The sequence below is a fragment of the Fluviispira multicolorata genome (assembly GCF_009208585.1).
GTDB lineage: Bacteria > Bdellovibrionota_B > Oligoflexia > Silvanigrellales > Silvanigrellaceae > Silvanigrella > Silvanigrella multicolorata.
Genome location: NZ_WFLN01000005.1, coordinates 338,640 through 359,213, shown reverse-complemented (window position 1 = coordinate 359,213; position 20,574 = coordinate 338,640). Strand labels below are relative to the sequence as shown.

Here is a 20,574-nt window from a genome sequence, read left to right as displayed (position 1 = left end):
TCCACTCAATTTAATAAGAAAGAAGAAATATTTTATACAACTATACCCTTAATAATCAAAATGAAAATGGGAGAGTCGACTCACTCGAGTAAATAACAGGAGCATAGTCAATAACCCTAATCTCGGGTAAGGTCTTACCATTCCAGTTGCCTAGCTTGGCTTCAACCACAAGTTGTATATCAACGCCGGTTGCTAAAAACTCTTCAAAAATATCTGCCATTCCAAATGCTGTTACCCAAACATTTTGCCCATTTTCAAGCAGCAAGACCTTTGCGTGACCCTGTGAAATATCTTTTCCTATGCGTTTAACATGCTTTACATTTGCTGGCCCAACAAGCCAACGCGTGCGAGGATTTTCAACTCCATAGGGTTCAAACTGTTCTAATTTTCGCAAAAAATTAGAACTTAGACATTCTAGTGACAAAATACCGTCAACGTGTAAAGGAGGAATTTTGTCATTGGCTAGTATGATCTCACCTGCTTTTTTTGCAAGATAATCTCTTAACCAAGATAATTTTTCAGGTGCAAGCGTTAGCCCAACAGCGTGAAAATGCCCGCCAAATGAAATAAACTCATGCCTGACTTCATTCAACACAGAGAAGAGATCGAAGGAATGCGTCGATCGACCACTCCCTTTTAGTTTGCCATCAAGTGTCCCAAAAACCAAAACAGGACGATAGAATTTATCGAGCACACGAGTCGCAACAAGTCCCACAACCCCAGGGTGCCAATCTTCTTTGTGAAGAACCAATGCTTCAGGAAGCTCTTTAAGAGAAGCAACTTGTGCAAGAGCCTCTTGTGTAAACGCTTTTTCGAGGGTCTGTCTTTCAGCATTTTCAGAATGGAGAAATTGCGCCATTTCTAAAATATTTTGATCTTCATTAGAATAAAGTATGTCCACGCTATTGAGAGCATTACCAAGTCGACCCGCAGCATTGAGACGTGGTCCTATTTTGAATCCCACATCAGCCGAATCAACCTTTGCATTTTCGTTCCAACCAGCACATTTTAATAAATGATATAATCCGTTGCGTTTGCCATCTTGTAAATTTTGGGTCAAAACTTCGAGACCAACCTTACAAAGCGTGTGATTCACGCCCGTCAAAGGAGCCATATCGGCAATTGTACCAAGAGCAACGTAGTCCAAATAATTTTTTAAATTAACTGGGCAGGATAATCCTTGTTCACGCATAAGAGAGCGTATAGAAACCATAAGATAAAATGCGACACCTACGCCTGCAAGCATACGATAAGGAAATAAACAGTCTGCTTGTTTGGGATTTAATATTGCAAAAGCTTTTGGGAGAGTAGGAGGAATATCATGATGATCGGTAATAATAACATCAACACCGAGAGATAAAGCATGCGCGCAAGCATCCACCGCTGCAATGCCATTGTCCACTGTGATAACAAGTTTGCATCCATTATCCGAAATTTTTTGTAAACCTATTTTATTTAATCCATAACCTTCGAGCAAACGGTCAGGAATATAAATATCTACTGGATAATTTAAATCAGAAAAAAAATGTTTTAACATGGCACAAGAAGTTGTGCCATCGACATCATAGTCGCCAAAAATGGTTATTTTTTCGCCATTTTTTATGGCTAATAAAATACGTTCCGTAGCTTTACGAATGTCTTTTAATGCCCAAGGTTCAGGTAACAAAGAAAGTGGAGAAACTCCCTCTTCTATATTCTTACCTTCAAGCAATGATAATTTTTTTTCGAAAATATAATTATCTATTTGTTTACCATTTTCAGCAAATATTTTTCTTAATTTCCAAGCAAAGCGACCTGTAGTACATATATTTTCTTTATTTAAAAGAAAATGATGAGAAGTCAATTTACTTTGAGAAATCGTTTCTAAATCCATTTATTTTTTTTCCTGAGGAACTTTTTTTCTAACATTTATTGGAGGTGCAAAATCTTTTGGACGCACTTCTTTTGCTAATTCTTTATTGTCTTTTTTCTTCCAACCTAGTTTATTGAAGTAAGTATCCATCATCAATGTTAAAGGAGCTGCGACATAAATTGAAGAATAAGTACCAACGACAACACCCACAAGCATGGTAATAGCAAAGTCTTCAATGGAACCTCCACCTAAAACAGAAAGCACAAGTAGAGCTAAAATACCGGTTGTTGAAGTTAAAATAGTACGGTTCATAGTTTGACTAATACTACGATTTACAACATCAATCATGGCCATTTTAGGTTGGAGCATACGGGTTTCGCGTATACGATCGTAAACAATCACGGTATCATTGATAGAATAACCAACAATGGTTAAAAATGCTGCAATAGAAACCGTCGTGAAAGGTCGACCAAATAAAGTCATTACACCCAGCGCAATAATAACATTGTGGACAAGACATAAAACAGCCCCTGGTGCAAAGCGGGAGTCAAAACGGAAAGCAATATAAATAAGAATTCCAATACAAGAAAGTAACAAAGCCATGTAACCTTTGTATTCGTCTTCTTTTCCAACTTTTCCAGAAATATTAGTAATAGATGCAATTTGAATTTTATTGGTTCCAAATTCGGATTTAAGAATATTCACAAGATTATCAGCACGATTTGTCGTTGCATTTTCATCTTGCCCTTTTTCACGTTGCATACGAATAACATATGCTTCGGAATTGTCTTTACGCGCAGCAAGAGACCCATAAGTTGTAATTTCTGCATGATTTACACCCGCTTTTGCTACGGCTTCATGTAATTGTTCACGGGTTAAAGATTTATTTAAAACATTGACTTGGATTTCGGCACCACCCAAAAAGTCAATACTGTAATTCAAGCCTTTTATTCCGACAATAAATAATGAAATAGCAACAAGTACGACAGATATTCCAACTGTTACTTTACGCCATTTCATGAAGTCGAAAAAATAATTATGTGGGAAAACTTGAATATTTCCAATTTTGAAAGCCATAATCGTTTTCCTCTTTTTTAGCCAAATCTTTTTACTTTAGTTTTTTCAACCAACCATTGGCCAATTACTTCGGTTACGTAATAAGAAGTGAATAAAGTACAAATAATACCGCACAATAAAGTAACAGCAAAGCCTTTTACAGTTGGATTTCCATAAATGATAAGCACAATTCCTGCAACTGCAGAAGTAATATGCGCATCGATTAAAGTACGAAAACTTGTGTTATAACCTTTGTAAAAAGCTTGTTTTTGTGAAAAGCCTGAACGAATTTCTTCGCGAATGCGTTCGTTGATAACAACGTTGCCATCCACTGCAATTGCCATTGTTAAGACAATTCCTGCTATACCTGGTAAAGTGAGAGTTGCTCCAAATAATGCCATAAATGCTAAAATAAGAAGAACGTTAAAGAGCATTGCAATATTTGCAACAAAACCTGACATTCCGTAAATGATAAGCATAACAACGACAACTAATACTCCAGCAATAATTGTAGAAACAAAACCTGCATGAATATTTTGTGCACCTTCACTTGGTCCGATTTGTCTTTCTTCAACAACTTTTACAGATGCTGGAAGCGCACCAGCTCTTAAAACTAAAGATAAATCTTGAGCTTGCTTCATTTGATCAACTAAATTTGTACTGCTGCCCATAGTGATCTGCGCACTGCCTGTGGTGATAGGCGCATTTACTACAGGTGCACTTTGCACGTTGCCATCAAGAATAATTGCAACTTGATGTGGTGCATTATTAGGTTGAAATGCTTGAGTTGTAATATCCCCAAAAAGCTTTGCACCTTGCGGTTTAAATTTTAAAGAAACAACATATTGAGGAATATAATTTTCTGTAGACTGTTGTGCTTGAGCATCTTCAATTAAATCTCCTGTTAATTTAGCATGAGATTCTACTAAATAAGGAAGAGTTGAAATAGTTTTAATTGATTGTGCAGAAGGAGAAGTCACCCGATGTAGAATAATGGTTGTATTTTTTGGTAATTTATTTTTGTCACGTAACCACTGCGACAAAGTCTCAATTGTTGCGGGTTGATTGTCATCATTTGTAATTTTAAGCGCTTGACGAGCCTCATTTAACAATGTTGGCAACTGAGCCTGCGGAATGCTGTTGAGCACGAGACGAAAATCAAGCTGAGCTGTGTTACCTAAAAGCTCTTTTGCTCTTTGTGTGTCAGACATGCCTGGTAATTCTACCATAATACGTGTGCTGCCCGCTTGAAAAATATTGGGCTCAGCCACCCCAAATTGGTCAATACGATTGCGAATTGTATTGATAGCCTGCTGCATAAGTTGCTTTTCGTAGTCAGATATATAAGAGCGATTTACTTGGAAATAAAGAGTTTTATCAACTATTTTATCGAATAATACGAGGAGAGTTTGCTCTTGAATTCTTTTTTGCACTTGCTGTGCTTTATTTGCATCTTCAAGTTCAACAGTTGCCGAAAAGTCGGGGTTAACTTTAAAAGAAGTGATTTTAATTCCTTCAGTTGAAACTAAATCTTTTGCCAAAGTTATGGAACGATGAATGGAGTCTTGAATTGCTTTTTCAACTTCAACATTGAGAGTTAATGATAACCCACCTTTTAAATCGAGTCCTAAATTAATACGAGAGTTTGGCAGAAGATTCTCTGCCACCCTTTCATACCACTGAGTTGGGACACCTTTGGAATCTCTCTGCCAATCAGAAGGATTTCCTAAAAATGTTGGAAGAGTATAAATAATGCCAAATACAAGTGCACAAAGAATTATGACACTCTTAGTCCACCACATTGGTGGCATGGAGCTTTTGTTCTGCATAAGTTCACCCAATGTCTATCAATTAAAAAAAGCTTTATAAAAGAAAAAACCGCCCACCCTATTAGAGCGGGCGGTTTTCTTATTTAAGATGCAAAACCGACTCTTACTTTGCTGGTACAGCGACAGTGGAAGCGGAATCAAGTCTTCCAGAGATTGAACTTTTGAGAACGCGCACAGTGGAACTGCCCACATTGAGTGAAACAATATTTTCTTTCACTTCTACAACTGTGCCAATAATTCCACCAGCAGTAATAACTTCAGAACCTGCAGTTAAAGAAGCCAAAAATTCTTTTTGCTCTTTAGCACGTTTAGACTGCGGGCGAAAAACAAAGAGCCACATAAAAAGAATCATACCGCCAATAAGAGCAAAGTTAAGCCACCCAGAACCAGAGGGTTGTGCTGCAGCAGCCGCTCCTGCCGGAATTTGTTGGGGAGCCGTTGCGACAGCAGTGGATGCGTCTTGTGCAAGAGCCTGACCCGCAATAAAAGTTGTCGCAATGATTGAGCTTAAAGACATAGAAAGAGATTTTATATTCATTGATAGATGCACTCCAATTAAAACTAAAAAAACAACACGTTTAATCTAGTATCATCTTTGAAATAGTTTGCAACTGCATGTTCGTTGTACCTTCGTATATTTTACCAATTTTAGCATCTCGATAAAATTTTTCTGCTGGAAAATCTTTAACAAAACCATATCCACCATAAATTTCGAGAGATAAACTGGAAACAAATTCTGCAACCGAACTGGTAAAATGCTTTGCCATTGCTGCCTCTTTGACAAAACTTTTTCCTGCATCTTTCAAACGAGCAGCATTATACACCATAAGACGCGCGGCTTCAATACGGGTCGCCATTTCTGCAAGTTGAAATTGAATTCCCTGAAACGAAGAAAGGGGTTTACCAAACTGCTCCCGTTGCTGTGCATACATCTTTGCTCCAGCCAAAGCACCTTCTGCAAGTCCTAACATTTGCGCTGCAATACCAATGCGCCCCTCATTTAAAGTCTCAATTGATATTTTATAACCTTTACCAACTTCACCAACTATATTTTCTTTTGGTACTTTAACGTTTTCAAAAATAACTTCACAAGTGCTACTTGCTCTTATACCAAGTTTTGTTTCCTTACGACCTAAAGAAACACCTTCCATTTCTTTTTCAACAAAAAATGCAGTGATACCTTTGTAACCAAGATCAGGATTTATATTTGCAAATACAAGAAATAAACTTGCTTCTTTTGCATTGGTAATAAAAATTTTTTTCCCACTTATTTCATAATGCGAACCTTTATCAACGGCTCTTGTCTTTAAAGCAAAAGCATCGGAACCACTGTGTGCCTCTGTTAAACAGTATGACCCGACTTTCTTTTTTGCCATTTGTGGAAAATAAGTAGATTTGATGTGTTCAGAACCCCATTTCAAGAGAGCATTTTCCACTAAAGTATTTTGCACATCTACAAATACGCTCACACTGGGATCAACTTGAGCAATACCTTGAATAGCTAAAATCGCTTGAAAAAACGACCCACCCGAACCACCATACTTTTCGGGAACTTCAATTGCCATAAGCCCCATTTCAAAGATTTTTTCAATTATTTTAGGATTTAAAGTTTCGGTTTCATCCATATGAGAAACATGTGGTTGAATTTCCTTTTTGGCAAAATCTTGTACAGAACTAAAAAAAAGTGTCTCTTCGTCGTTTAGAACGGTCAAAGGCAGCAGACCTAATTGTTTCATTCCCACACTCCAAGGTACAAAATTGGTTACAAAAAATTTAAAGGCTCAGGTTTTTAAATACATCCGTCCGAAGAAAAGCGCAATAACTCATAAATGCACTCATTTTTAGCATTTATTAAACCGAACTCTCTTTACAGAAAGCGTCTTATTTCTGACGGAGTGGGTTTATGGAAAAGAAAAGCCTCGCATTTAAATTAAATATTTCTATATCAATTCTATTGCTCTTTATATTATGCTCCTCGATTTATACAATAATAATGATTGAAAGATCACAAAAGTATGCGGATAATACAGGCTCAAATTGGTTACCAAGTCTCAATTCAATAAGTGCAGCGAATATCATATTTGCAAACCTCTCAAGAAGAGAATTAAGAGCATTATTAGAAAAAGATGCCAATGAAAAAGTAAAATACTTAAAAGAAATAGAAGAGTTTAGAGAAAAAATAAAAGATTGGATAAAAAATTATCAATCCCTTATCAATGATTCAACAGAAAAAAAAGAATTCCAAGAAGTTGAAAAAAACCTGCAAGAATATCTTATAATTAACGAAAAAACAGTTGAATTTATTAAAGCAGGAGAAGAAAAAAAAGCATTTGAAAATTTAAATATTGTAGGAAAACCTGTCGTCTATTCTACCGAAAAAGCTCTTAATAAATTATCAGACTATAATTACAAAGGCGGAATCAATTCAACGAAACAAGGTAATTATTTAACGACCCTCACCAAAACAACCATGATGATTATTATCATTTCTGGATTGCTGGTAGCCGCTGCAATATTTAAACTTATTATTAACTCAACACAATCTATTGCAAATGCTGTGGTTAATTTAAAAAAGCAAAGCATTGCTACAAGTGAAATTGCAAATAATTTAAAAAAAGGTGCTGGCGCCTTAAACGACTCTGTAGGAGAACAAGCGGCTTCTGTTCATGAAACCACAGCAGCCATTAACGAAATTACAAGTATGGTGAATAGAACTGCTGAAAATGCAAAGGAGTCAACAAGCGTAGCTAAAACAACTTCAGACAAAGCAGAAGCAGGCCAAAAGACCATGCATCGCCTCGTCCAAGCTATGGAAACCATTCAAGAGTCTAACAGTCAACTGCAAAACATTGCTGTTATTATAAACCAAATAAATACCAAAACAGCAGTTATAAATGACATTGTAACAAAGACAGAGCTGTTATCTTTAAATGCATCCATTGAGTCTGCCCGTGCCGGTGAATATGGCAAAGGTTTTGCTGTGGTGGCCGAAGAAGTTGGAAATTTAGCTAAAATAAGTGGAAAATCTGCCCATGAAATTCAAGCTCTCATTTCAAAAAGCCAAGAAGAAGTGAATAAAATTCTTGAAATCACTAAAAATAGAGTGAATGAAGGTAAAACTGTTAGCGAAGAAGCCCAAAGTTCCTTTCAGAATATTGCAGAAGATATAAATATTATGTCAGGAGTCATTCAACAGATTTCAGATGCTACACATGAACAAGAGATAGGCGTTCGCCAAATTTCAACTGCAATGAATCAAATTGATAAAGCGACACAAAACAGTCAAATGGCTGTCAACACCACCGCAGACTCCTCCAAACAACTTGTCGAACAAAGTGATAAACTCGACATAACTGCTAAAGATATTGAAATTTTGATTATGGGAAAAACCTCTTAATTTAAATTTAAATAATCTTTATATAGAGCGCAGATTTAAAACAATAGATAAATATATTTTAGAATTAAAAGTGGAGTTTAATCCTATGGAAAAAAAAAGCCTCGCCTTTAAACTTAACTTATCTTTTTTAGTATTGCTATTATTTATTTTAACCTGCGCAGTCTATAGTATTTTAATGAACAATAAAACCCAAGGTTATGCCGATGACGTTGCAAACAATTGGTTTCCAAGCGTGAATTCGACTGCAAATTTGAGCAACGAAATGACTCGCTATTCTCGCCGCGAAGTACTAGTTATAGCATCATTTTTAGGTAACAGAACAGAAAGCGTAAAAACAGATTTTGATGATCTAGCCACATGGAAAAAAAACTTCGAAAAGCTACTTGAAAATCACAATAAAAACTTGGTTTCAGGACCAGATGAAAAAACAATTCTTGATGATGTCGAAAAAGCATGGAAAATATATACCGATTTTGTTGAACAGGATTTAGCTTTAGTTAAGCAAAAACCTATTTTAGGGCTTGAGCATTACCAGAAAAATACTAAAGGAGCAGCATTGCTTGTTAGCACTGCAATTGATAAACTCACTAAATATAATTATGAAAATGGGGTTCTTTCTTCAACCAAAGGGAATTCTTTAACTGCTATTACAAATATTACAATGACAAGCATAGTTATTGCTTCGATTCTTGTTTCTTTAGGTATTTTTACAATAATAAAAAAATCTACGGGTTCAATTTCAAATGCTGTTAATAATTTAAAAGAGCAAAGTGTTTCGACCAGTAAAATTGCGGGAGCTTTAAAAACAGGTTCCCAGTCACTTGCGGACTCGGTTGCAGAACAAGCGGCTTCTATTCATGAAACCAGTGCTGCTATTAACGAAATAACAAGTATGGTGAATAGAACTGCAGAAAACGCAAAAGAATCGACAAATGTGGCAAAAAGTGCATCGGACAAGGCAGAAGAAGGACAGTCAACCATGAAACGCTTAGTTCAAGCCATGGAAACCATTCAAGAATCTAATGCTCAATTGCAAAACATTGCGGTTATTATCAATCAAATTAACACAAAAACTGCTGTTATCAATGATATTGTTTCTAAAACAGAATTGCTTTCCTTAAACGCCTCTATTGAGTCCGCCCGTGCCGGTGAATATGGCAAAGGGTTTGCTGTGGTGGCTGAAGAAGTAGGAAACTTAGCTAAAATAAGTGGAAAGTCTGCCCACGAAATTCAAGAACTTATTACGACAAGCCAAGAACAAGTAAACCAAATATTAAATATTACAAAAGAACGAGTGGCTGAAGGTAAACGTGTCACAACCGAAGCTCAAGAGTCTTTTCTGCATATTTCTGAAGATATTTCTAATATGTCAAATGTCATTCAACAGATTTCAGAAGCGACCCGTGAGCAAGAAATTGGAGTGAGACAAATTTCAACCGCTATGTCACAAATTGACAGGGCAACTCAAAATAGCCAAGTGTCTGTTAACACAACATCTGAATCGTCAAATAATTTAGTTGAACAAAGTAACAAACTAGATGCAACAGCAAAAAGTATAGAAATTTTAATTAATGGCAAAGCGTCTTAAAATTAATTTAAGACCTTCTTTAGAAAATTTTTTTACCACCGATAAAACTCCTAAGAAGTGAAATTCTGTAAATGCGAGAATGGAGTTCAGTCTTATGGAGAATAAAAGCTTAGCCTTTAAACTCAATACATCTTTTTTAATTTTACTTATCTTTATTTTGACTTGTGCAGTCTATAGCATTTTAATGAACAATAAAACCCAAGGCTATGCCGATGATGTGGCGAATAACTGGTTCCCAAGCGTTAATTCGACTGCAAATTTGAGCAACGAAATGACTCGCTATTCTCGCCGCGAAGTGCTTGTTATAGCATCATATTTAGGTAACAAAACAGAGGGCATAAAAACAGATTTTGAAAATTTAACCACATGGAAAAAGAACTTTGAAAATCTACTAGAAAATCATAAAAAAAACTTGGTTTCAGGACCAGATGAAAAAGCAATTCTTGATGAAGTCGAAAAAGCATGGAAAATATATTCCGATTTTGTTGAACAAGACTTAACTTTAGTTAAGCAAAAACCTATTTTAGGGCTTGAGCATTACCAGAAAAATACTAAAGGAGCCGCATTGCTTGTTAGCACTGCAATTGATAAACTCACTAAATATAATTATGAAAATGGGGTTCTTTCTTCAACCAAAGGGAATTCTTTAACTGCTATTACAAATATTACAATGGCAAGCATTGTCATTGCTTCTATTCTTGTTTCATTAGTCATTTTTACAATAATAAGAAAGTCTACGGGTTCAATTTCCAGTGCTGTGAATAATTTAAAAACACAAAGTGTTTCGACCAGCAAAATTGCTGGAGATTTAAAAGCAGGTTCACAGTCACTATCAGATTCGGTTGCAGAGCAAGCCGCTTCTATTCATGAAACCAGTGCTGCTATTAACGAAATAACTAGTATGGTGAATAGAACTGCAGAAAACGCCAAAGAATCAACAAATGTAGCAAAAAGTGCGTCAGACAAGGCAGAAGAAGGTCAGTCAACCATGAAACGCCTTGTTCAAGCCATGGAAACCATTCAAGAGTCTAATGCTCAACTGCAAAATATTGCTGGAATTATCAATCAAATTAACACAAAAACCGCTGTCATTAATGACATCGTTTCAAAAACAGAACTGCTTTCCTTAAATGCTTCTATTGAGTCAGCACGTGCCGGTGAATATGGCAAAGGCTTTGCTGTGGTGGCTGAAGAAGTTGGCAACTTAGCTAAAATAAGTGGAAAGTCTGCTCACGAAATTCAAGAACTTATTACAGCAAGCCAAGAACAAGTGAACCAAATATTAAATATTACAAAAGAACGAGTGGCTGATGGTAAACGTGTCACAACCGAAGCACAGGAGTCTTTCCTGCATATATCTGAAGATATTTCTAATATGTCAAATGTCATTCAACAGATTTCAGAAGCAACCCGTGAGCAAGAAATTGGTGTGAGACAAATTTCAACCGCTATGTCACAAATTGACAGAGCCACTCAAAATAGCCAAGTGTCTGTTAACACAACGTCTGAGTCATCAAATAATTTAGTTGAGCAAAGTAACAAACTAGATGCAACAGCAAGAGATATTGAAATTTTAATTAATGGCAAAGCATCACCTGTTTCGCATTAATTAATAATTAAATAATTCTTACTTAGGGATGAGTGATGAATAAAAAGAGTTTATCCTACAAATTATATACTTCGGTTATTACTATACTCTTTATTGTACTTGTCTCAGCAGCCTATACAGTCTTTATGATTAATAAGACACAAGGATATGCTGCAGAAACCAAAAGATTTTGGCTTCCAAGCGTTCGTATTGCTCATGATTATTTAGAAGATCTTACATTAATGCGGCAAAGTACTTTAAGAATAATGCTTGCTCAAAGTGAACAAAATAGAAAATTTTTCATTGATAAATGGAAAAGTGAAACGGATGAAATAGAAAAACTAGGCAGTGAATATGCTGCTTTTATTACATCTGAGAGAGAGCGAAAGTCTTATACAAGACTTCAAGAAAATTGGTATAAATTTAAGGCTTTAAATGGAAAAGTAGTGGAATTAGGTAAAAATGGAAAGACAAAAGAAGCTCTTAATATTATTCGAGATCAAACGGATCCCCTCCTTGTTGGTATGGAAGAAGAACTTGAAAAACTTGTTGAAATAAACTATAAGGGTGCAGTTAATTCAACAAAATTAGGAGCCAATTTAACAAATATTACAACAATTACTATGATTATAATATTAATTATCACAACTATCATTGCACTTGTTATTATACTTATAATTAAAAACTCTATGGGATCTGTAGCCTCTGGAATTGAAAATTTAAAAATGCAAAGTGTCTCAACTAATAAAATTGCTGTAACTTTAAAAAACAGTTCAAATTCTTTAGCAACTTCAATTACCGATCAAGCCGCTTCAATTCACGAAACCAGTGCTGCCATAAATGAAATAACAAGTATGGTAAACAGAACCACTGAAAATGCAACCCAATCTACCATCGTGGCAAAAGCAGCTTCTGAAAAAGCTGAAGAAGGACAAGCCACAATGAAACGTCTGGTTAAAGCAATGGAAACAATACAAGAATCTAACGTACAATTACAAAATATATCAGTGATTATTGGACAAATTCATACAAAAACAGCGGTTATTAACGATATCGTAGCAAAGACCGAACTTCTTTCCTTAAATGCTTCTATTGAATCAGCTCGTGCCGGTGAGTACGGCAAAGGCTTTGCTGTGGTGGCTGAAGAAGTTGGTACTTTAGCTAAAATTAGCGGACAATCTGCAAGTGAAATACAAGAACTTATTAATAAAAGCCTAGAACAAGTGAATCAAATTCTCGATGTCACAAAAGGACGCGTTGCTGAAGGCAAAAAAGTAACAACAGAAGCTAAAGAGTCCTTTTTACAAATTTCAGACGACATCACCAATATGACAAATGTCATTCACCAAATTTCAGAGGCCACTCGTGAACAAGAAATTGGTGTGCGGCAAATTGCCTCTGCGATGACTCAAATTGACAAAGCAACACAAAACAGTCAGGCCGCCAGCACAAGTGCCGCGGAGTCTTCAAATAAACTGGTCGAACAAAGCGATAACCTTGATTTAACAGCAAAAGACATTGAGCTGCTTGTCAAAGGAAGCGTTGCGTAAAGGGTATTAAAATGGCTAAAAAAAGCCTTGCATTTAAACTCTATATTTCAGTCGTATGCCTTGTACTTATAATATTTGGCTCCGCTTCATTTTCAATTTTTATGATAGGTAAAACTCAAGAGTATGCGAATAATACAGGCGAGGATAATCTTCCAAGCTTTCACTATGCATATGAAATTCAAACTGCTCTTGGTCTATTAAGAAGAAATGAATTGCGCACACTGGCGTCAGAAGAAGCAAAATTTAAAGAATTGAATAAAAAAACTTTATTCAAAAACTACGAGAAAGTATCTAGTATTATTAATGTTTATAGAAAGTATGTAGAAGATCCTACAGAAGTAAAACAATTCAAAGAATTTGAAGAAGACTATGCTAAATATAAAATAATATCTGAAAAATTTATTGAACTCAGCAATCAAGGAAATAATAAAGAAGCTCTCAAGTTGATGTTTGATCAAGGTGATGGTCTGCTTAATAAAATGGTTGAAAGTTTTGCAAGAATTATTAAAACTGATTACAATATTGCTTTAAGTTCAACCGATAAAGGAGCTAACTTAACTTTTATTACAAGTATAACAATGAGCTGTATTATTGTTGCTTGTTTACTTATTGCATTTATTATTTTCAGACTCATTCAAAAATCCACTCGTGCTATCTCAGTTGCCGTTTTAAAATTAAAAGATCAAAGTGTTGTTACAGGTAAAATAGCATCTGAACTCAAAAATGGAGCTGCATCGCTTTCTGATGCTGCAAATGGACAAGCAGCTGCAGTTCATCAAACAACGGCCGCTGTTAATGAAATTACAAGTATGGTTAATAGAACTTCTGAAAATGCAAGACATTCAAATGAAGTCGCTAAAGGCGCTGCCGAAAAAGCAGAAGGAGCACAAAAAACCATTCAACGTCTTGTCTCAGCAATGGACACAATTCAAGAATCGAACAGTCAATTGCAAAATATTGCAGATATTATTGCTGAGATAAATACAAAGACAAAAGTTATTAATGACATTGTAAATAAAACTGAATTATTATCTTTAAACGCATCAATAGAATCAGCACGTGCAGGTGAACATGGTAAAGGTTTTGCTGTGGTCGCAGATGAAGTAGGTAAACTTGCAAAAGTTAGTGGAAAATCTGCAAAAGAAATACAGCAACTCATTCGGAAAAGCCAAGGAGAAGTAAATCATATTCTTGATTTAACAATTTCAAGAGTCACTGACGGTAAAAAAGTAACAAATGAAGCTCAAGAGTCTTTTATTAAAATTTCAGAAGATATTATTAATATGACAGCAGTTATTCAACAAATATCCGATGCCACTCATGAACAAGAAATTGGAGTGCGGCAGATTTCTACCGCAATGGATCAAATTGATAGAGCAACTCAAAGTTGCTTAAGTGCAGTGAACACGACAACAGAATCATCTATTCAGCTTATTAAGCAAAGCGATAAACTTGATGAAACTGCAAAAAACATCGAAGTTCTTATTATGGGTTCAAGAGCTTAAGAGAGTATTTTATTAATAAATAATTATTAAAAATTTATTTTCTAGGTAAATTTAATTTATCGTCGCCTGTTACTTTCTTCATAATTTCTCCAATTGAGCCTAAAGAAGATAGAACAGCAGTTGCTTCGTAAGGAATAAATATTTTATCTGTATTTTTTTGAGTCATCTCACCAAAGCGTTTTAAATACTCCATTGCAACTAAATAATTTGCTGCTACTTCTGGACCACCAAAGGCTCCTTTAATTAACTCAATAGATTTTGCTTGCGCCGCTGCGACTGACTCAATTGCTTTAGCCTGACCTAAAGCACGAGCCACAGTTGCTTCTTGATCTCCAAGAGCTTGGTTGATTTTTTCTTGTTTTTCGCCTTCAGAGTGTTCAATACGAGCACGCTTTTCGCCTTCTGCATTTAAAATTTGGCTTTGCTTTGAACCTTCAGCTGTAAGAACATTTGCACGTCTTTCACGTTCGGCTTGCATTTGTTTTTCCATGGCATTTTGCACTTCAGGTGGAGGAGTCACATTTTTAAGTTCAACCCGATTGACTTTAAGACCCCATTTGTCAGTAGCTTCGTCAAGGACTATTTTAAGACGTGAATTTATAACATCACGACTGCTTAAGGTGTGGTCGAGATCCATTTCACCCACTAAGCTTCTGAGTGTTGTTTGAGTGAGTTGTGCAACTGCAATTGGCAATGCTTGAATTTCATAGGCTGCGCGTTTTACATCGGTAATTTGTACGTAAATAATTGCATCCACATTAATTCCAACGTTGTCTTTGGTAATAACCTGTTGCGCAGGAATATCGATAACAACTTCACGCATGTCAATGCGATCGACATTTGTAATCATACCATTGCGACTCCAGAGAATAGCTCGGGATTGATCGACAAAAGGGATAAGGACATTAAGACCAGAATTTAATACAGCGTGGAACTTACCCAAACGTTCAACAATTATACATTCTTGTTGCCTAATAACGATTACATATTTAGAGAATATAAAGATAACAAGAAAGACAACTGCTAATAAAACGATAATTTCAACCATAGCTTAACCCCTATTTTAAATTTTTAATTTTTCAACGATAACTTTGTTACCTTGAACAGAAGTAACTTTAACGCGATCACCCACTTTTAATTCTACAATTATTTTTTCATGGTGTGAATCCCAGTAAATTTCCCAAATATCAGAAAATATTTTAACTTTTCCTGTATTTTGTTGTGACTTAAATTCTTCGACAACAAGTCCCATTTGGCCAACAAGACCAACGATAAAATGACTATCCTTCGGCTTTAGAAAGCGTGATTTTCGCCATTTAGAAATTAAAAACAACAACATTATACTAGATAATACAAAAACACTTCCGTGTATATAAATATTATCGAAAAATATTGCAAAAAAACCTGTTAATAGCGCAGCCAAAGCAATGGGCAAGAAATAAAATGTGAGTGTAAAAACTTCAATTAATATAAAAATAATTCCAATTAAGAAATAAAACCAATATAATTCAAAGTTCATAGAAATTACCTCTTTTTAGAGTTTGACTTTTTGGTATTTGCTTTTTTAGATTCTTTTTCGGTAACACGTTCAAATCTCTTTTTGGGTTTTTCAGTTATCTTTTCTGAACGAGAATCTTTTTTGTTACGAAAAGAATTTCCATCGCTTTTTTTACGATCTTGTGCTTTATTATCTTTACTTTCATCACGATAAGATTTTTTTTCTTGAACATTTTTCTCTTGGCGTTGTTCCGTCCGATAAGAAGAGCGTGATCCATTCTTTTCTTCAGTTGGCTTTTCTTCGCTGTTCCACGAGTTTCTTTTTTCTTTTTTGAGATCATTTTCTTTTTGTTTGCGAGCTCTTATAACTTGACTTGAACGCATATCGCGACGTTCTGCTTCACGAGCATAATCCGCATCATTCAATTTCATTTTACGTTTGAGTTTGCGGGCATCAAGAATTTCCTTAGGTAAGGTAACAGAAGGCTTTTTATTCTTTTTATTTTCACTCAACATTTCGAGTTTAATTTCGCCCAAATATTTGCCTTCTTGTTCGGTGATTTGTCTCATTTTCCCTGGCTCAAGTTTTCCTGGTAAACGAAGATCACCAATAGCAACACGAACAAGTCTTACAACACTCAGCCCTAAAGCTTCCATCATACGACGTACGAGACGATTGCGACCTTCAGTCACAACAAGCTCTAACCACTGACCAACACTGTTCCCTAAAGTTTCTTTGTTACCAATTTTTACCGAAAGTGCTTTTGCAGGGCCATCTTCAAGTTCTATTCCCTTTTTTAATTTTTCAGCATCTTCAATATTGACTGGACCAGATAATAAAACAGCATAAGTTTTTTCGACCGAATATTTTGGATGCGAAAGAGCAAGAGCTAAATCGCCATCGTTCGTTAAAACAAGCAAACCTTCGCTGCGATAATCAAGTCGTCCCACAGATTGGACATTTAATGAAAGTTTTTTGAGATCGGGTAAATCAAAAATAGTTGGTCTTTCTTTTTCGTCTTTTCTGCTGGTGATTGTCATAAATGGTTTATTTAAAATATATGTTACTTTAGGAGGAGCGTTTTTAAGTAACTTTCCATCAACAGAAATTGCAGAGCCACTTTCAACTTTTATACCAAGTTTCTTTATTACTTTTCCATTTACTTTTACTTTTCCAGCTTCAATAAGTTCATCGGCTTTACGTCTTGAAGCAGCGCCTAACTCTTGCAATAATACATTCAATCTGATCAATTCGTTTTTTTGATCTTTACTCATAAATAATGTTTCCCAACATGATAAAAAAAAACAGAACTTGCATAACCAGACGGATTAAACTGGTATGAGTTCTGTCATTTTAGTTTAAAAAAAGCTAATTTTTAACCTAGAAATAATGCTGTTGCAGGATCTTCAAAATACTGTTTTAAAGTCTTTAAAAATTCGGCTCCAACTGCTCCATCAATAACTCTGTGATCACAACTCAAGGTCACTTTCATTCTTTGTTCAACTCCAACAGAACCGTTAGAGAGTACAACAGGTGTCGGAAGAGTGGAACCAACAGCCAGAATAGCAGCTTGAGGAGGATTGATTATTGCTGTGAAATCTTCAATTCCCGTCATACCTAAATTACTAACAGAAAAAGTTCCACCAGCATAATCATTTGGCTGAAGCTTTCCTTCTTTTGCAATTTTTACAAGACGTTTTGTCTCTTGCGCAATTTGGACAACTGTCAATTTGTCTGCATGTCTTACAACCGGAGTCATTAAACCATTTGGCAATGCAACTGCAACGCTTATATGCACGTCACCGTATTGAAGAACACAATCATCTTGCCAAGAAGAATTGACTGCGGGATGGCGCTTAAGTGCACGCGCAGCTAGGAAAATAACTAGGTCATTGACACTGAATTTTTGATCTTCAGGTAATTTAGCAACCGCAGATTTTCTCCAATTCAACAGATCTGCCATATTAAAGCTGATGGATAGGAAAAAGTGGGGGGCTGTGTTCACACTTTCAGCCAAACGACGTGCAATTGTTTTGCGCATATTGGTATGAGGAATTTTAACAACACCACCAGATGCAACTGCAAATGCAGGAGAAGTTGTCGCGGCAGATGATGAAGTTTGACTTAAATCGCGCTGAACTATACGGCCATTTGGACCACTTCCCTGAATTGATTTAAGATCGATTCCTTTGTCAGCAGCAATTTTTTTAGCCAGTGGGCTTGCTTTAACATCTACTTGAGAAACAGAAGTCGCTTGTGGAGCAGCTGCTTTTGCTGGAGCAGACGCTGTAGCTTTTGGTGCTTCGGATTTTGCACTAGCAGCAGAGCCGCCTTTTTTAGCTTTATATTTTTCGAATACTTCTTCCCATTTTTCATCGGCTTTACCAATGATTGCAATCGGAGCTTGCAAAGGACATTTTTGTCCATCACCTACAAGAATTTTTAATAAGACTCCGCTTGCAGGAGATTCATATTCCATAGTTGCTTTGTCGGTCTCAATTTCAATGACAGGAATACCAGCCGAAACTTTATCGCCTTCTTTTTTTAACCAACGCGCCACAGAGCCTTCAGCCATTGTGTCCGAAAGTTTTGGCATTTCCATTACTGTAGCCATAATGATGTCTCCAAAAATTATCTTTATTTATATAAAACAGCCTTAATTGCAGAAATTGTTCTTTCTGCCGTTGGCATGACTTCGTGCTCGAGGCGTTCATTATAAGGCATTGGTACAAAAAGATTTGTCACACGTTCAGGCGGAGCATCGAGGTCATCAAAACACTCTTTTACAACTCTATCGACAATGTGACAGCCAAATGATGCAACTCCCCAACCTTCTTCAAGAACAACAAGACGATTTGTTTTACGTACGGAATTGAAAATTATTTCTTCATCAAGAGGCATGAGAGTACGTGGGTCAATTATTTCAACACTAATACCTTCTTTTTCAAGTTCAACGGCAACATCTTGGGCTAAAAGCACCATTTTATTCCAAGCAACTAAGGTAACATCAGTTCCTTCACGCTTAACAATACCCACACCGATTGGGACAATATGCTCACCATCTGGAACTTCACCAGAACGGCCATAGTGCATTTCGCTTTCTAAAAAGAGAACGGTGTTGTCATCGCGAATAGCTGACTTCATAAGACCTTTTGCATCGGCAGGATCAATTGTACTGATAATTTTTAAACCAGGGCAATTTACGAGCATATGATCGACACACTGACTGTGCTGAGCAGATAACATGTGAGCAGCCCCATGTGGTCCACGGATAACCATGGGAACTTTGTACTGACCACCGCTCATGTAAAGCATTTTTGCAGCATGATTGATAATTTGGTCAAAGGCTTGAATGGCAAAATTCCAGGTCATCATTTCAATGATTGGACGCAATCCACACATAGCCGCACCAACACCAAGTCCAGCAAATCCAGCTTCGGAAATGGGGGAGTCGACAACGCGCATAGGACCAAATTTTGCAAGCATACCTTTGGAAACTTTATAAGCGCCATCATATTCAGCAACTTCTTCTCCCATAAGGAAAACACTTGGATCTCTTTCCATCTCTTCGCTCATCGCTTGATTGAGCGCTTCTCGTAAAGTTAAAATAGCCATTTTTAAAACCTCAAATTCTAGTGACTAAACAAGAACATGTTTATAAAGTTCATCGAGTTCTGGTTCTGGTGAGTCTTCAGCAAAGGCAACAGCAGCTTCGACTTTATCTGCAATTTCTTCTTCAAATTTTTCGAAGTCGTCTTCTTTTGCAGCTTTTTGGTTCAGCATGATGTCTTTGAGTAAAACAAGACAATCCCGTGCGCGTTCTTTTTCAACTTCTTCCTTTGTACGGTAATTGCCTGGGTCAGAAACAGAGTGGCCACGGAAACGATAAGTTTGAATTTCAACCAGAATAGGTTTTGAGGTTTTACGTGTTTCGTCGACAATTTCTTTCATTTGAGTGTATGTATTTACAACATTTCTTCCATCAACAACAGCTTGACGCATGTTATAGGCTTTTGCTCTGTCAGCAAGAGTTGTTAAAGAACATGTACGAGAAATTGCAGTTCCCATTCCGTACTTATTATTTTCAATAATAAAAATACATGGAAGATCCCAGATAGCAGCCATATTGAGCGCTTCATGAAACTGACCTTGATTTGAAGCTGCATCTCCTAAAAAGCAAAGAGCAACTAAATCTTCTTTATTGTATTTAATTTTCCAAGCAGCTCCCGTTGCCAATGGAACTTGTCCACCAACAATTCCATGCCCTCCCATAAAACGGAATTTTTCAGAGAACATATGCATGGAACCACCTTTTCCACGCGCACACCCAGTTACTTTACCGAGTAGTTCAGCCATCATGACACCGGGTTCCATACCTAAAACAACAGGTGCAACGTGATCGCGATAGCCTGTAATAACATAGTCTTGGCCTTTACGAATAGCATTTAAACAACCCGTTGAAACAGCTTCTTGACCTATATATAGGTGACAAAATCCACTAAATTTTTGTTGAACATAAAGCTGTCCCACGCGCTCTTCAAGGCGACGGCCAAGTAGCATTTCTTTATAAAAAGCCACTAGGAGCTGATTTGATAATTTTTGAGTCATCTATGAAACTCTCCAAAAAAAGAAGAATCGAAAACAATTTTTTATGACAATCACTGATAGGATTCGTTTGAGATAAACCTCAAACACACAAGGTATACGCTAT

At 36.3% G+C, this 20,574-nt stretch carries 16 protein-coding genes; 5 read left to right on the top strand and 11 right to left on the bottom strand.

Translation table 11 applies throughout. The annotated features are described in order from the left end of the window. Positions 1-55 precede the first annotated feature (55 nt). The 5 genes from recJ to GCL57_RS05090 all read right to left on the bottom strand — a co-directional run bounded on the left by recJ (position 56) and on the right by GCL57_RS05090 (position 6,473). The gene (gene recJ, locus GCL57_RS05110; RefSeq protein ID WP_152212203.1) at positions 56-1,873 is read right to left on the bottom strand and encodes a single-stranded-DNA-specific exonuclease RecJ; all 1,818 of its coding nucleotides are present in this window, start codon (positions 1,871-1,873) and stop codon (positions 56-58) included. Further along, the gene (gene secF / locus GCL57_RS05105; protein ID WP_152212202.1) at positions 1,874-2,929 is read right to left on the bottom strand and encodes a protein translocase subunit SecF; all 1,056 of its coding nucleotides are present in this window, start codon (positions 2,927-2,929) and stop codon (positions 1,874-1,876) included. 17 nt (positions 2,930-2,946) lie between these two features. Then, a complete protein-coding gene (secD, locus tag GCL57_RS05100; RefSeq protein ID WP_152212201.1) occupies positions 2,947-4,737 on the bottom strand; it encodes a protein translocase subunit SecD in 1,791 nt (596 codons plus the stop codon). A 103-nt stretch (positions 4,738-4,840) separates the two neighbouring features. Then, entirely contained in the window at positions 4,841-5,275 is a 435-nt protein-coding gene (gene yajC / locus GCL57_RS14895; RefSeq protein ID WP_211363222.1) for a preprotein translocase subunit YajC, read from the bottom strand. A gap of 40 nt (positions 5,276-5,315) precedes the next feature. After that, positions 5,316-6,473, bottom strand: a complete 1,158-nt coding sequence (locus GCL57_RS05090) for an acyl-CoA dehydrogenase (protein ID WP_152212200.1) — start codon at positions 6,471-6,473, stop codon at positions 5,316-5,318. A 167-nt stretch (positions 6,474-6,640) separates the two neighbouring features. Between GCL57_RS05090 and GCL57_RS05085 the strand changes: the two genes are divergently transcribed. From GCL57_RS05085 to GCL57_RS05065, 5 genes are all read left to right on the top strand, one after another. Continuing rightward, complete coding sequence (locus GCL57_RS05085) at positions 6,641-8,134, top strand: HAMP domain-containing methyl-accepting chemotaxis protein (RefSeq protein WP_152212199.1); 1,494 nt, start codon at positions 6,641-6,643, stop codon at positions 8,132-8,134. Between the two features lie 85 nt (positions 8,135-8,219). Then, positions 8,220-9,722, top strand: a complete 1,503-nt coding sequence (locus tag GCL57_RS05080; RefSeq protein WP_152212198.1) for a methyl-accepting chemotaxis protein — start codon at positions 8,220-8,222, stop codon at positions 9,720-9,722. A 94-nt stretch (positions 9,723-9,816) separates the two neighbouring features. Beyond that, positions 9,817-11,331: a HAMP domain-containing methyl-accepting chemotaxis protein gene (locus GCL57_RS05075; protein WP_161597606.1), complete on the top strand. Its 1,515-nt coding sequence runs from the start codon at positions 9,817-9,819 to the stop codon at positions 11,329-11,331. 35 nt (positions 11,332-11,366) lie between these two features. Further along, entirely contained in the window at positions 11,367-12,860 is a 1,494-nt protein-coding gene (locus tag GCL57_RS05070; RefSeq protein ID WP_152212196.1) for a HAMP domain-containing methyl-accepting chemotaxis protein, read from the top strand. Positions 12,861-12,871: 11 nt separating this feature from the next. Continuing rightward, the gene (locus GCL57_RS05065) at positions 12,872-14,365 is read left to right on the top strand and encodes a HAMP domain-containing methyl-accepting chemotaxis protein (protein WP_152212195.1); all 1,494 of its coding nucleotides are present in this window, start codon (positions 12,872-12,874) and stop codon (positions 14,363-14,365) included. Between the two features lie 34 nt (positions 14,366-14,399). Here the strand turns inward: GCL57_RS05065 and GCL57_RS05060 are convergent, their stop codons facing one another. From GCL57_RS05060 to pdhA, 6 genes are all read right to left on the bottom strand, one after another. After that, positions 14,400-15,413 (bottom strand): SPFH domain-containing protein, encoded by a 1,014-nt coding sequence (locus tag GCL57_RS05060; RefSeq protein WP_152212194.1) that lies wholly within the window; start codon positions 15,411-15,413, stop codon positions 14,400-14,402. Positions 15,414-15,428: 15 nt separating this feature from the next. Then, a complete protein-coding gene (locus tag GCL57_RS05055) occupies positions 15,429-15,884 on the bottom strand; it encodes an NfeD family protein (protein ID WP_152212193.1) in 456 nt (151 codons plus the stop codon). A gap of 5 nt (positions 15,885-15,889) precedes the next feature. Beyond that, positions 15,890-17,137 carry a pseudouridine synthase gene (locus GCL57_RS05050; protein ID WP_152212192.1) on the bottom strand — a complete coding sequence of 416 codons (1,248 nt, stop codon included), beginning with the start codon at positions 17,135-17,137 and terminating at the stop codon, positions 15,890-15,892. 101 nt (positions 17,138-17,238) lie between these two features. Beyond that, entirely contained in the window at positions 17,239-18,477 is a 1,239-nt protein-coding gene (locus GCL57_RS05045) for a pyruvate dehydrogenase complex dihydrolipoamide acetyltransferase (protein ID WP_152212191.1), read from the bottom strand. A 23-nt stretch (positions 18,478-18,500) separates the two neighbouring features. Next, positions 18,501-19,478, bottom strand: coding sequence for a pyruvate dehydrogenase complex E1 component subunit beta (locus tag GCL57_RS05040; protein ID WP_152212190.1), 978 nt, complete (start codon positions 19,476-19,478; stop codon positions 18,501-18,503). A gap of 24 nt (positions 19,479-19,502) precedes the next feature. Next, positions 19,503-20,471, bottom strand: a complete 969-nt coding sequence (gene pdhA, locus GCL57_RS05035; protein ID WP_152212189.1) for a pyruvate dehydrogenase (acetyl-transferring) E1 component subunit alpha — start codon at positions 20,469-20,471, stop codon at positions 19,503-19,505. Positions 20,472-20,574 lie beyond the last annotated feature (103 nt).